At 50.4% G+C, this 12,290-nt stretch carries 12 protein-coding genes, 3 tRNA genes and 1 pseudogene; 7 read left to right on the forward strand and 9 right to left on the reverse strand.

Going from position 1 to position 12,290, the window contains the following annotated elements; all coding sequences use genetic code 11:
• The first annotated feature begins 59 nt into the window (after window positions 1-59).
• Genes AJ81_RS01460 through rsfS form a run of 5 tightly spaced genes read left to right on the forward strand, consistent with a single transcriptional unit; the run spans window position 60 to window position 3,919 of the window.
• Window positions 60-611, forward strand: a complete 552-nt coding sequence (locus AJ81_RS01460) for a YceD family protein (RefSeq protein ID WP_051368832.1) — start codon at window positions 60-62, stop codon at window positions 609-611.
• A gap of 3 nt (window positions 612-614) precedes the next feature.
• The gene (gene rpmF, locus AJ81_RS01465; protein WP_031503425.1) at window positions 615-797 is read left to right on the forward strand and encodes a 50S ribosomal protein L32; all 183 of its coding nucleotides are present in this window, start codon (window positions 615-617) and stop codon (window positions 795-797) included.
• 3 nt (window positions 798-800) lie between these two features.
• On the forward strand, window positions 801-1,790 hold the full coding sequence (gene plsX, locus AJ81_RS01470; protein WP_031503427.1) for a phosphate acyltransferase PlsX: 990 nt from the start codon (window positions 801-803) through the stop codon (window positions 1,788-1,790).
• Window positions 1,762-3,582 carry a glutamine--fructose-6-phosphate transaminase (isomerizing) gene (glmS, locus tag AJ81_RS01475; protein ID WP_031503429.1) on the forward strand — a complete coding sequence of 607 codons (1,821 nt, stop codon included), beginning with the start codon at window positions 1,762-1,764 and terminating at the stop codon, window positions 3,580-3,582. The genes plsX and glmS overlap by 29 nt, the downstream gene beginning before the upstream one ends.
• A gap of 4 nt (window positions 3,583-3,586) precedes the next feature.
• Window positions 3,587-3,919, forward strand: coding sequence for a ribosome silencing factor (gene rsfS / locus AJ81_RS01480; protein WP_031503431.1), 333 nt, complete (start codon window positions 3,587-3,589; stop codon window positions 3,917-3,919).
• Here the strand turns inward: rsfS and fba are convergent.
• Both fba and AJ81_RS01490 read right to left on the reverse strand, forming a co-directional pair.
• A complete protein-coding gene (fba, locus tag AJ81_RS01485; RefSeq protein WP_031503433.1) occupies window positions 3,910-4,842 on the reverse strand; it encodes a class II fructose-1,6-bisphosphate aldolase in 933 nt (310 codons plus the stop codon). The genes rsfS and fba overlap by 10 nt on opposite strands.
• A 31-nt stretch (window positions 4,843-4,873) precedes the next feature.
• Window positions 4,874-4,963: transfer RNA gene (locus AJ81_RS01490), tRNA-Ser, on the reverse strand.
• 48 nt (window positions 4,964-5,011) lie between these two features.
• Here AJ81_RS01490 and AJ81_RS01495 point away from each other — a divergent pair.
• On the forward strand, window positions 5,012-5,866 hold the full coding sequence (locus AJ81_RS01495) for a BadF/BadG/BcrA/BcrD ATPase family protein (protein ID WP_031503435.1): 855 nt from the start codon (window positions 5,012-5,014) through the stop codon (window positions 5,864-5,866).
• 3 nt (window positions 5,867-5,869) lie between these two features.
• Here AJ81_RS01495 and AJ81_RS01500 read toward each other — a convergent pair.
• The 4 genes from AJ81_RS01500 to AJ81_RS01515 form a co-directional block, all read right to left on the reverse strand.
• Window positions 5,870-5,946, reverse strand: a tRNA-Pro gene (locus AJ81_RS01500).
• 68 nt (window positions 5,947-6,014) lie between these two features.
• On the reverse strand, window positions 6,015-7,346 hold the full coding sequence (locus AJ81_RS01505; protein ID WP_031503437.1) for a TldD/PmbA family protein: 1,332 nt from the start codon (window positions 7,344-7,346) through the stop codon (window positions 6,015-6,017).
• The gene (locus AJ81_RS01510; protein WP_031503439.1) at window positions 7,343-8,788 is read right to left on the reverse strand and encodes a TldD/PmbA family protein; all 1,446 of its coding nucleotides are present in this window, start codon (window positions 8,786-8,788) and stop codon (window positions 7,343-7,345) included. The genes AJ81_RS01505 and AJ81_RS01510 overlap by 4 nt, the downstream gene beginning before the upstream one ends.
• A 38-nt stretch (window positions 8,789-8,826) precedes the next feature.
• Window positions 8,827-9,024 carry a hypothetical protein gene (locus AJ81_RS01515; protein WP_038059647.1) on the reverse strand — a complete coding sequence of 66 codons (198 nt, stop codon included), beginning with the start codon at window positions 9,022-9,024 and terminating at the stop codon, window positions 8,827-8,829.
• A 46-nt stretch (window positions 9,025-9,070) separates the two neighbouring features.
• Between AJ81_RS01515 and AJ81_RS01520 the strand changes: the two genes are divergently transcribed.
• Window positions 9,071-9,146, forward strand: a tRNA-Met gene (locus AJ81_RS01520).
• Window positions 9,147-9,739: 593 nt separating this feature from the next.
• On the opposite strand, the gene AJ81_RS01525 is transcribed toward AJ81_RS01520, so the two are convergent.
• The 3 genes and pseudogenes from AJ81_RS01525 to AJ81_RS01535 form a co-directional block, all read right to left on the reverse strand.
• Entirely contained in the window at window positions 9,740-10,414 is a 675-nt protein-coding gene (locus tag AJ81_RS01525; RefSeq protein ID WP_031503440.1) for a CoA transferase subunit B, read from the reverse strand.
• Window positions 10,411-11,069 (reverse strand): annotated as a pseudogene (locus tag AJ81_RS01530) (CoA transferase subunit A). The gene AJ81_RS01525 and the pseudogene AJ81_RS01530 overlap by 4 nt, the downstream one beginning before the upstream one ends.
• A gap of 14 nt (window positions 11,070-11,083) precedes the next feature.
• On the reverse strand, window positions 11,084-12,286 hold the full coding sequence (locus AJ81_RS01535; protein ID WP_031503442.1) for an acetyl-CoA C-acetyltransferase: 1,203 nt from the start codon (window positions 12,284-12,286) through the stop codon (window positions 11,084-11,086).
• Window positions 12,287-12,290 lie beyond the last annotated feature (4 nt).

Consider the following 12,290-nt stretch of genomic DNA (forward strand, 5'->3'; position numbering starts at 1 on the left):
AACCGAGAAAGCCTTTAAAATTGCTTGGAAGATCTTCGCGGGTGTAAAATGGAGTTGGAGTGAGTGCGTTGGATTGGACTATAAGTGTGGAAGACGTGTTGTTGAAGAAAAGATTGATCATCCAGGGTATCTTTGAGACCGAGTACGTGGACGCTCCTAACGCCCGTTGCAGAGTGATCGAACCCATAGAGGTGAAGATCGTGGTGGTTGCGGCGCGTGATGGCATAGCGATCGGAGGATATGCCAGAACGACGATCGAGCATCCTTGTGACAGGTGTTTGAAGCCAGTTCTTTTACCGATCAACGGCACGATAGAGGCGCTGTATAAACCCGTTTCAGAGATGCCCGTAAGTGATCAAGAGGAGTTGAAGTCTCTCAGGAACGTGCTATACTACGATTCGGACCGGATCGATCTGACAGACAGGATAATTGAAGCGATCGTGGTCGAAATACCCATGAAGGTCCTGTGTAGTGACGACTGCAAAGGACTGTGCCCTTACTGCGGGGCCGATCTGAACGAGGAAAAGGACCACAAGTGCACTGAGGAAAGCGTCGATCCGAGGTGGAAAAAACTTTTCCTTGTGAAGCAGAACCTGACGAAGGAGGGCTGAACCATGGCGAATCCAAAACAAAAGAGGTCAAGGTCGAGAACGCACATGAAGAGGGCCAAGATCTACAGACCCATAAGTGTCCCGATGGCTGTCTGCCCCAACTGTGGTCAACCCAAATTGCCGCATAGAGTCTGTCTGCATTGTGGTTATTACAACGGCAAACAAATCCTCGAAGTAGCGGAGTGAGGCATGCCGAGAATAGGTCTCGACGTCATGGGAGGGGACAAGGCGCCTGTCGAGATCGTTGAGGGCGCCAGGCAGTTTCTTGCGGATGGAAAAGCTGAACTGATACTGGTCGGAACAAAACAGGCGCTCAAGGATATAGATAACGTTGAAAAAGTGGAAGTGAACGACTTCCTTCCCATGGACGTAAGGCCCACCGAAGTGTTGCGCAGGAAGAACTCCTCCATGTACGTGGGCCTGCAACTCCTCAAAGAGAAAAAGATAGACGCCTTCGTGAGCGCCGGGAATACCGGTGCTCTTTTTGCTGGAGCAACGTTCGTGCTCGGTAGAATCGAGCATGTGGATAGACCAGCGCTGGCCGTTCCAGTTCCATCTCTCAAAGATTTCACGATCTTGATAGATGCCGGCGCAAACGTTCGTGTGAGGGCCGAACATCTTCTGGATTTCGCAGTCATGGGTCTTGCGTACGCGAAGGTCCTGGGGAAGGATCGGGCAAAACTTGGATTGCTCAACGTGGGAGAAGAAGAGAACAAAGGTGACGAGACCACGAAGGAGGCCTACGAACTTCTCAGGACTCACCTCGCCGAAAATTTCGCTGGTAACGTTGAGGGACACGACATAAACGCTGGAAAGGTAGATGTGGTCGTATGCGATGGCTTTTCTGGTAACGTGGCGATGAAAACTATGGAAGGCACAGCGAAGATGATCGTTACGATTCTCAAGGAACAAATAAAGCGTTCGTCTTTCTTTGCAAAATTGGGTGCATTGATGCTGTCGCGAACGCTGAGAAAAATGATGGAAAAACTCGATCCAAGAACCTACGGTGGAGGTTTCATACTGGGCGTCAACGGATTGGTCATTAAGGCGCACGGTTCCTCCGACAGGAAGGCGATAAAAAACGCGCTGGAAGTTGCACTGAAAGGTGTTCAGATGAATCTCGTTGAGAAGATTGCGGGGGAGATCGCTCGTGTGCGGGATAGTGGGGCTGGTAGGTGAGATCGTCGTTTCTGACCTCATAGAAGGCCTTGAGAAACTCGAATACAGAGGTTACGATTCGGCGGGTGTAGCTTTCCTTCGAGACTCTTCTTTATGTGTTGAGAAAAACAAGGGCAGGGTTGCCTCGCTGAAGGAAAAGCTTTCCGAACTGCTCAACGAAAGGATCACACTGGGTATCGCGCACACGCGCTGGGCAACACATGGAGAACCAAATGACATCAACGCACATCCGCACACGGATTGCCAATCAAAACTTTGTGTTGTACACAACGGAATCATAGAGAACTTCAAAGAGCTCAAAAAGAGACTTGAGGAAGTTGGCCACAGGTTCGTCTCCGACACCGACACCGAAGTGATTCCACACCTCATCGAAGAGTACTACACAACAGACCTCGTGGAAGCTGTGAGGAAAGCCGTGAAACTGCTCGAAGGTAGCTTCGCAATAGCCGTCATCCACGTTGATCATCCGGACATCATCGTGGGTACAAGGAAGGGTTCTCCCTTGATCTTGACCGTTGGCAACGGAGTCGCAGGAATAGCTTCGGATGTGACACCTTTACTGAAGTACTCTAAGGACATGGTTTTTCTCGAAGATGGAGACATTTTCTGCGTCTCGAAGGGTGGTTTCGAAGTTTTCGACGTGGTCGGACGCAAGAAAGAGAGAAAGCCAACACACATCGACTGGACGTACGAGACGGCACAGAAGTCTGGCTACAAACATTACATGTTGAAGGAGATCTTCGAAGAACCATCCTGTGTTGCCGCGACATTGTCCGGAAGGATCAAATCTGCGAAGGTACATTTGCCGGAAATCGAAGAGCTACAGGATCTGCTCGCGAGTTCGAAAACGTTGAAAGTTGTTGCCTGTGGAACGAGCAGCTACGCGGCGCTTTCCTTCAAGTATTTTCTCGAGAATCTGAGCGACGTGTGTGTCGATGTGGAAGTTTCTTCCGAATTCAGATACAAAAGGCCGAACTTTGACGAAAACACTGTTTTGGTTGCCGTTTCACAATCTGGAGAGACTGCGGACACTCTGGAATCCGTGAGACTGGCAAAGTCGAAAGGTGCGAAGGTCCTGGCGATCACCAACGTCGTGGGTTCAACTCTGATGAGAGAATCGGATCACACGCTGTTGCTCAACGCAGGGCCTGAGATAAGTGTTGCGGCAACGAAAAGTTACGTGACGCAACTGGTGCTGTTGTACCTGCTTGGGCTGAAGATAGTTGAGCTGAGAGATCAGTGGAACGAGCGTTGCACAAAGCTGATCGATAGTTTGCTGAGGCTTCCCGAAGTTCTGGATGCAACGTTGAGCAGGGCAGAACACATAAAGGAGGTCGCCTTGAAGTACAAGGATTTTCAGCATTTCATGTACATAGGAAGGGGTTTGGGCTATCCAACGGCACTCGAAGGAGCGCTGAAGCTCAAAGAGATAAGTTACATCCATGCGACTGCGTACCCTGCAGGTGAGTTGAAGCACGGGCCAATCGCACTGCTTGGGCCAGAATTTCCGGTTTTCGCGATCGCGCCATTCGATGCGCTGTATGCCAAAATGAAGAACAACATGATCGAATGCAAGGCTCGAAAGACGAAGCTTGTAGTGCTAACCAGCGATGACTGTGAAGATGTCCGTGAGATCGCGGACGATGTGCTGAGTGTGAACTCGTTTTCTGAGCAGTTGTATCCCGTACTCATGGCACCAGTGATCCAGCTTTTTGCCTACTACATCGCCGATGCCCTTGGACATGATCCGGACAAACCAAAAAATTTGGCGAAGAGCGTGACGGTGGAGTGATGCAATGGAATTTTTAAAGAAACTGTTCGACCTCATGAACGAAAAGGAAGCAATCAACACTGTGGTGCTTGACATGAGAAAAACACCGATGCCAGCGGATTTCTTCGTGATCGCCACTGCGAACTCTCAAACACACATGGGTACTCTGAGAAATGCAGTGGTCGAGTTCTTTTTGACCAACGGTCACTCGCTCATCTACTACGACAAGGGAGAAGGCTACGACTGGCTGTTGATAGACGCTGGAGACATCGTTGTGCACATCTTCACTACACGCGGCAGAGAATTCTACGATCTTGAAGGTCTATGGAGCGATGCGGTCAAGCTCTTTCAAGCTTGACCGCTGCAACCAAGAACGTTCCTCATCTTGTGCTTGACAAGTTGCTTTATCGCTTCGCGCGCAGGTCCAAGGTATTTTCTCGGATCGAACTCCTCAGGATGCAGTGCGAACACTTCTCGTATCGTGGCGGTCATCGCAAGCCTCAAGTCCGTGTCGATGTTGACCTTGCATATACCCATCGTTGTGGCTTTCCTTATCATGTCTTCAGGTACACCTTGAGCGCCTTCGACCTTTCCACCGTATTTGTTTATCTTCTCGACGAACTCCGGCAAAACGCTCGAAGCTCCATGAAGGACCAACGGAAAGTTGGGTAACCTATTTGCAATCTCTCTCAGGCGATCGAAATCGAGTTTCGCTTCGCCCTTGAACTTGTAAGCGCCGTGACTGGTTCCAATCGCTATGGCAAGTGAATCGACATTCGTCCTCTCCACAAACTCCACAGCCTTGTCCGAGTCGGTCATAAAAGCTTCTCTCTCGCTGACCACGACGTGCTCCTCAATCCCCACAAGCCTCCCGAGTTCTCCTTCCACCACGACCCCTCGCGGGTGTGCGTAGTCAACGACCTGTTTGGTGAGCTTGACGTTCTCCTCGAACGGAAGGTGCGAGCCATCGATCATAACCGAAGTGAAGAAGCCGGTGTCGATTACCGCCTTGCAGAGCTCGAACGAATCTCCATGGTCCAAGTGCACACATATGGGAATGTCCGGAGCATCTTCTAAGGCTGCTTGAATGAGCTTGATCAAATAAACCTGCTTCGCGTACTTGCGGGCGCCCGCGGAGATTTGCAGTATCACGGGTGCCCTTTCCTCCTTCGCTGCTTCAATGACGCCCTGAAGAATCTCCATGTTGTTGACGTTGAAGGCCCCTATGGCGTACTTACCGTAAGCCTTCTCGAACATTCCTTTCGAGCTGACGAGTGGCATACGCAGACCTCCCAATTGGTGTATTGAAAGCTGGCGGAGGCGGTGGGACTCGAACCCACAAGGGGGCTTCACCCCCACCGATTTTCAAGACCGGCTCCTTAGCCAGTTCGGACACGCCTCCATTTCATATTATACTCGCAAGTGGAGCCGTTGAAAAGGAGGTGCACAAATGCTGGTACTCGGACTGGACGGTGGTGGAACGAGTCTCAAAGCCACGCTTGCAAAGGATGGCAGGGCAATCAAAAGAAAGATCTTCGAAAAGGGTGTCAACATAAGCGCAGTGAGCGCTGAGGAGCTTGAAAGAACGATCAAAGAAGTGAGAGGTTGGTCTGGACCGGTGGATGAAGTGAGGGCGGCATTTTCTGGCGCGGGTGATCCCGAGCGGAAGGCAGTCTTGACAGCTGTTCTGGAGAAGTTCTTTGCAAAGTCGTCTCGCATGATTCTATCGGACGCCGAGGCCCTAATCGCTTGCCTGTACGAGGGAAAACCTTTGACGATCGCGATCGCAGGCACCGGTTCGATAGTGGTCGGTATCGATGAAAATGGCAGGTTCGTTCGTGCAGGTGGCTGGGGTCATCTCTTCGATGACGAAGCGAGTGCGTTCAGCATCGTGAAAAGTATCATAGTGGAGGCACTACTACACGTGGACGGGCTTGTTGGTCACGATCCAGTTTTCCACGAGCTGCTGAACTACTATGGTTTTGACAAGCTCGAACAGCTGGCAAACTTACAAAGGTTCAGCGATTTCAAAGAAAAGATTGCCTCCTTCGCCAGAGTGATGCCAAACACCCAACTGGTGAAGAGAATTATGAAGAAAGAACTGAAACTCTTCACGGACAGGGTCCGTCAGGTGCTTGCCCTAACGAATGCCGACAGAGTGCTCGGTTTCGGTGGAATGTTCCTTAACGAAGAGTACAGAAACATCTTTTGCTCGATGCTGAGAGACGTGGAATTCGAGCATCTAAAACTCCATCTGGACGAAGCGCTCGCTACCAAGACCAATTTGAAGGTCGGGTTCAAATAAAATTGGTCGGGGCGACTGGACTTGAACCAGCGACCTCCTGCTCCCAAGGCAGGCGCGCTTGCCGTCTGCGCTACGCCCCGACCACGTTAAAAATCATACCATCACGGAAAATTCTTTTCAAGACCCTTCGGCCACTTCTTTCTCGATTTCACGCAGTCTTCGAAGTGAAGTTGAACTGCTGGACCTTCATGTACGGTGCGATCTGTGGAAAGTACTCCGAGGCGACGGTCTCGATCTCTTTGGAGATCGCCTCTATGTTCTGAGTGAACTCGAAGAACTTGACGTTGAATCTCATGTTCTTCACGGCTTTGGTGAGTTGCCCGTTCTCGATGAGGAACGTTCCGTCTCGCGTCATACCCGTGAAGATAGCCTCTTGCGGATCGACGATGTTCATGTAATGGAATCTGTTCACGTAGATCCCGCTTTTCGTATTGCTGAGTATCTCTTCGACGGGCGTATTGGCTGCGTCCACAACCAGGTTCACAGGCACACTGTTGTCCAGATCGTCCAAGCTGAACGTGTGGCCTGTAGGCTTCTTGTTGAACCTCAATGCCGCACCATGCGCGTACAACACGTTTTTGAACACACCGTTTTCTATGATCGCCATCTTCTCTCTCTTCTTTCCGCATAGATCGTAGACGAACGGCAGCTGCAGCGGATGTGTGGGGTCGTCGTAGACGTTTAACTCGCTCGGACCTATCTTGGTGCCCAGATACTTCGCAGAAGGGCTTATTTTGAGTTCATGCGTGTATCCGTTGGTGCAGAGCCAGCCAAAGTACATGAACAGATCACTCACCGCCTCCGGACCGAGTATAACGGTGTAGCTTCCGGGGTCTATCTCCACAGGATTCTTTGACATCTTCGCGAACCTCACAGCACGTTCGACCTTCTCATCCACGCTCAATTCCTCGTAACTTTTTGCTACTCCAGAGGCATAGCCGCTCGCTGAATCGCACATCGCAACAACGTTGAAGGAAACACCACCGAAAGATTGGTACAGGAACGTTCCGTTCGAACTCATGATGACGTTCTCAGTCACGTTATCGCTCACATAACCAAAGAGTTGAACGTCATTCGGCGCGATCTTGAGCATTCGATCAAAGACGCTGGCTCTTTGCTCTGCGAAAACTTTCTTGAGCGATTCGGCCACGTTTTCCACGGGATAACCCACAGAAACTTCTGGAAGACTGAACTCGTAATCGAGAGGTGTTGCGAATTCAAGCATCGTTTCAAGCTTCTCTTTCAAGGCCTTCAAACCCGGAACGGTCAAATCGTTGCTCGTTGCAAGTGCGATTTTGTTGCCTCTGGTAGCCAGGACTGAAAGTGAAGCTTTGCGTTCTGCCACGTTCTGATGGATCCTACTGTTGGCAAAGCGCGTCAGCGCCTGATCCTGTTCCCAAACAACCGCAAGAAACTTCAAACCGATGAAGTGTTCGTTCATGAGCCTGAACAGGTTCCTGTAGAACGCTTCGCCCCTCATCTTCTAACACCTACCTTAACCCTTCTGAACCTGGCTGGAGATGTTCCATGTCCCACGTGCATCACCTGCATGGGCTGACCCTTACCGCAGTTCGGAACACCCCATACGTGCCAGTAGGACTCATTGGCAATTCCATCACACTTGTTCCAGAAGTTCGGTGTGATGTCGTAATAAACTGGGTTCTTGAAGATTTTGCCAGTGAGTTTGCCACCCTTTATTTCGTAAGCGATCTCGGTGGCGAACTGGAAGTTCAGTCTGAGATCGTCTATCGACCAGCTCTTGTTTGTGTCCAGTAAAAAGCCATAATCGATCCCGGCGATCAGTTCTTCAAGCGTGCAATTGCCTGGCAGTAAGTTTATGTTCGTCATCCTTATGATGGGTGGATGAGACCAGCTGTCGGCCCTGGCAGCACCGTTGGACCTCAGACCCAGCTCAGCCGCAGTTTGCCTGTCCATCAAATAACCGACGAACAAGCCGTTTTGCACGATGTAGCTCTTCTGCGCTTCGACACCTTCGTCATCGAATCCAAAACTCCCCAGTCCTCCAGCGATCGTAGCATCTGCCGTGATGTTTACGTGTTCACTACCGTACTTGAGCTTTCCAAGCTTGTCAAGCGTGAGGAAACTTCCACCTGCAAAGCTCAACTCAGAACCCATCACTCTGTCAAGTTCACTGGGATGGCCACACGATTCGTGTATTTGTAGTGCAAGTTGATTGCCAGAGATGATCACATCGTACTCTCCAGGTTCTATCTCCGGTGCGTCCACAAGCATGGCCGCCTCCTCGGCTACTTTTGGTGCGTGATCCAGCAATTTCATCTCCTCGATGAACTCCCAACCTCTCGTGGCATGATCGCCCCCAAAGCTCGCTGGATAGGATCTCCTTTGGAAACCGGCTTCTCCAAGCGCATCCGCCTCGATCCCAGCGCCCGTTACGTATATTTCCTGGTATATCACAGAACCTTCCGTGTTCAGAAACAGTTTATCGATCTTTCGGAAACTCATCGAACCCGTGGCACGAACCACTCTTGGATTTTCCTTCATCTTCAAGGTCGCCGACTTGAGCAGTTCGATTTTTTCGTTGTCACTGATCAGAAAAGGATCTTTCATCACCCAGGATTTAAACGCAGCCCTGTGGACTGGCTCCGGTGCCAGTTTGACTTCTTTGTTCGCCCTCTTGTTAGAAGCTATAGCGATTTCCAGGGCCTTCAGTGCTGTCCGCTCAAGCGCTGAGTCACCTCGTTCATCGGTTGCTGCGAATCCCCAACCGTTCTCGTACAGAACTCTTACGCCTGTTCCTACGTCGACGGAATGTGTGAAGCTCTTGAGAACTCCGTTCTCGACAAAAAGCTCCTGCCTTGCATGTTCCTCGTAACGGACATCTGCGTACCGAGCACCCTTGCTCACCAAAAAGTTCAGCAATTTTTCCAGCTTCTCCTGCATTCACCTACCTCCCTTCACAACAACGAAGAAAGCAGGGACTAATCCCTGCTTTCTTCCTCGTCATCGCTGAGTATCTGTTTGAGTGCTCTTTCTATGTTTTCTTCGCTCATCTTCTGTCCAGACTGGAGTATCATCAGAGCTGCTTTGATCACAACGATTCGAGGATAGTGTTTCATGAGTCTTTGGATCGGGTCGGGTTTCAGGGTCTTCGTTTCCAAGGTGATCACCGTCCTCATGCCCTTGACACGAACAAGGGCTCGCTGTATAATGAACTGTGGTTACGGGCTCGTAGCTCAGTAGGTAGAGCGCCCGGCTCATAACCGGGTGGTCGGGGGTTCGAAGCCTCCCGAGCCCACCAAGAAGGGAGCGAATAGCTCCCTTTTCTTATCTGAATTTTACCACCGAATCTGGTTTTTGTAAAGATGTATAAACTGAGCAAATCTCGCGCAGCCACTAATCCGATGCATATGTAAATGATAAAGAGCAACGCATTCGACGCCTCATGAATTGACCTTGAAATGGAAAGGCGCACCGACCAAGATCCCGAACAGGTCAAACGCAATCTGGGATAGGTCTATTCCGTCATGGTTCAGCTCATGATCTCGAGCATAGGTTGAAGTTATGAACATTCGTATGGGGAATCGATTCAACTGATAAGCAGAGTAGAGAGCTGGAAAGGTTCCTGGCAAATGCTGAAGCTCATGGGTTATACTTCAAGCCTTCGAACTCTGCTGTGATGTACATGAACAAAGTGTTGATCTTCCCAACTGAAAGGATCTTAAACAACGAATGAGTGAACATCGAACTTGAAACACAACCTGATTTACAGCGAGATGTGCTGGAAATCATCGAGAATCACAAAAAAACATTTCTTTCGTTTCGAAAAAGATGCTTCCATCACTCAAATGAAAAGGCGGGCGTTTGCCCGCCTCTATTGTTTTTCAAAACTTTTTACAGATCTATCGGCATCGTGGGAATGTTCTCTGGAACGATCAAGCTTGCCGCGGTGTAATTGAGTACTTCGTCCAGAGTCGTCTGTGGCGCTATCTCTTTCAAGAGCAAGCCTTTTTCCGTCACTTCGATGACCGCCATGTCCGTGACAATGAGATCGACCCTCCTAACGGATGTCAAAGGAAGCGTGCACTTCTTGACTATCTTGGAAACCCCATTCTTCTCAATGTGTGTCATCGCCACGATGACTTTTTTCGCACCAGTGACAAGGTCCATCGCTCCACCCATGCCAGGTATGAGTTTGCCAGGAATCATCCAGTTCGCAAGATGACCCTCTTCATCCACTTGAAGTCCGCCGAGAACGGTTATGTCGACGTGTCCACCACGAATCAGCCCAAATGAGGTCGCAGAATCGAAGGCCGCAGCTCCCGGTAGAAACGTCACTGGACCTCCACCGGCGTTGGTCAAGTTTGGATGTTCGTATCCAGGTTCCGGCGCTGGACCCATGCCAAGGATACCGTTCTCTGACTGGAAGAACACCGTCACACCCTTCGGTATGTAGTTTGCCACCAAGGTGGGAATGCCTATACCCAGGTTGACGATGTCACCGTCTTTCAACTCGAGCGCCACTCTCTTTGCTATGACAGTTCTTGCGATCTTGGGATCCTGGATCATTTCGCATTCCCCCTCACGATGTAATCCACAACTGCGTGTGGCACCTGAACTTCGTTCGGATCAATGCCGCCCACGGGAACAAGTTCCTCAACTTCGACGATCGTCACGTTTCCGGCGAAGGCCATGAGCGGGTTGAAATTGCGCGCCGTGTAATTGAAACCAAATTACCCAGAAAATCTGCTTTCTTAGCTTTGATGAGTGCGAAATCTGCTTTCAAAGCCGTCTCAACAAGAAACTCCTTGCCGTCTATGGTGATCTTCTGTTTCCCATTTTCCACCACTGTTCCCACACCGGTGGGTGTGAGAATACCACCGAGGCCAAAACCTCCAGCTCTGACACGCTCGGCAAGTGTTCCCTGTGGTACGAGCTCGACTTCAAGTGTACCCTCGATCATCTGCTTCTGGGTTTCAGGGTTTGTGCCGATGTGCGACACGATCACTTTCTTGACCAGTTTGTTCACGATGAGCTTGCCAATGCCCCTGTCGGGAAAGGCCGTATCGTTGGCTATTACAGTCAAGTTCTTCTTACCAGCCTTGATCAGGCCATCAACGAGAAGTTCGGGCGTACCGTCACCCAGAAAACCTCCGATCATGAGCACGGCACCGTCCGGTATCATCTCGATCGCTTGCTCGACACTGATGAGTTTGTTTTTCATACACTGAAACCTCCTCAAACGTTTTTGATGATTATGGCTGTTCCCATGCCTCCACCTATACACAGGCTCGCCAGTCCAAGCTCAACACCGCGTTTCTTCATCTCGTACAGCAGGGTCACAACGATCCTGTTTCCACTGGCACCTATTGGATGGCCAAGTGCGATGGCACCACCGTTGACGTTCACGCGCTCTTCGAGCCATTCATCGCTGACACCATGTTCTTTTTTGACGTCCCTCAGAACGGCGATCGACTGCGCAGCGAAGGCCTCGTTCAGTTCGATCAGGGAAATATCGGTGAGTTTCATCTTTGCTTTTGCGAGCGCTTTGGATATGGCGCCAACCGGACCTATGCCCATGATTGCCGGATCAACGCCATGTTGAGCGAAGGAGACGATTTCCGCCATGGGTTTGAGCCCATATTTTTTCACAGCATCCTCCGAAGCGAGTATCACAGCGGATGCGCCATCGTTGATACCAGAAGCGTTACCTGCAGTTACGGTTCCGTTAGGTTTGAAAGCAGGTTTGAGCTTTGCGAGCGCTTCAAGCGTCGTGTCAAACCTTGGATGTTCGTCGGTATCGAAGATCTTCTCACCTTTCTTTTCCTTGATGACCACAGGCACGATCTCGTCTTTGAACCTTCCACTTTCGATCGCTTTCTTTGCCTTCATCTGGCTCTTGTAAGCAAAGAGATCTTGCTCTTCTCTGCTTATGCCGTACTTTTCGACCAGATTCTCTGCGGTCACACCCATGTGGTACATGTTGAACACATCCGTGAGGCCATCGTAAACCATGTGATCGACGATCTCACCGTTGCCAAGCCTGTAGCCAAACCTTGCCTTTTGAAGCAAGTACGGTGCCATGGACATGTTTTCCATACCGGCTGCAAGAACTATCTCTGCTTCGTTCATCATGATGTCTGTGGCTCCAATCATGATGGCTTTCATTCCAGAACCGCAGAGCATGTTCACCGTATAACCGGGTTTCTCCGCGGGAATACCTGCGTATATCCCAACCTGCCTACCTGGACCCATGCCCTGGCCAGCCATGAGGATGTTACCTACGATGGTTTCGTCAATCCATTCAGGTTTAACATTCGCCTGTTCCATCGCAGCCTTTGCTGCAGTGACGGCGAGCTGTACTGCGGGTACGTCCTTCAAACTTCCTCCAAAGGTTCCTATTGCGGTTCTCTTTGCTCCAACGATGTAGACCTTTCTCATGGGA

The organism is Pseudothermotoga hypogea DSM 11164 = NBRC 106472 (assembly GCF_000816145.1).
Classification (GTDB): Bacteria; Thermotogota; Thermotogae; order Thermotogales; family DSM-5069; genus Pseudothermotoga_A; species Pseudothermotoga_A hypogea.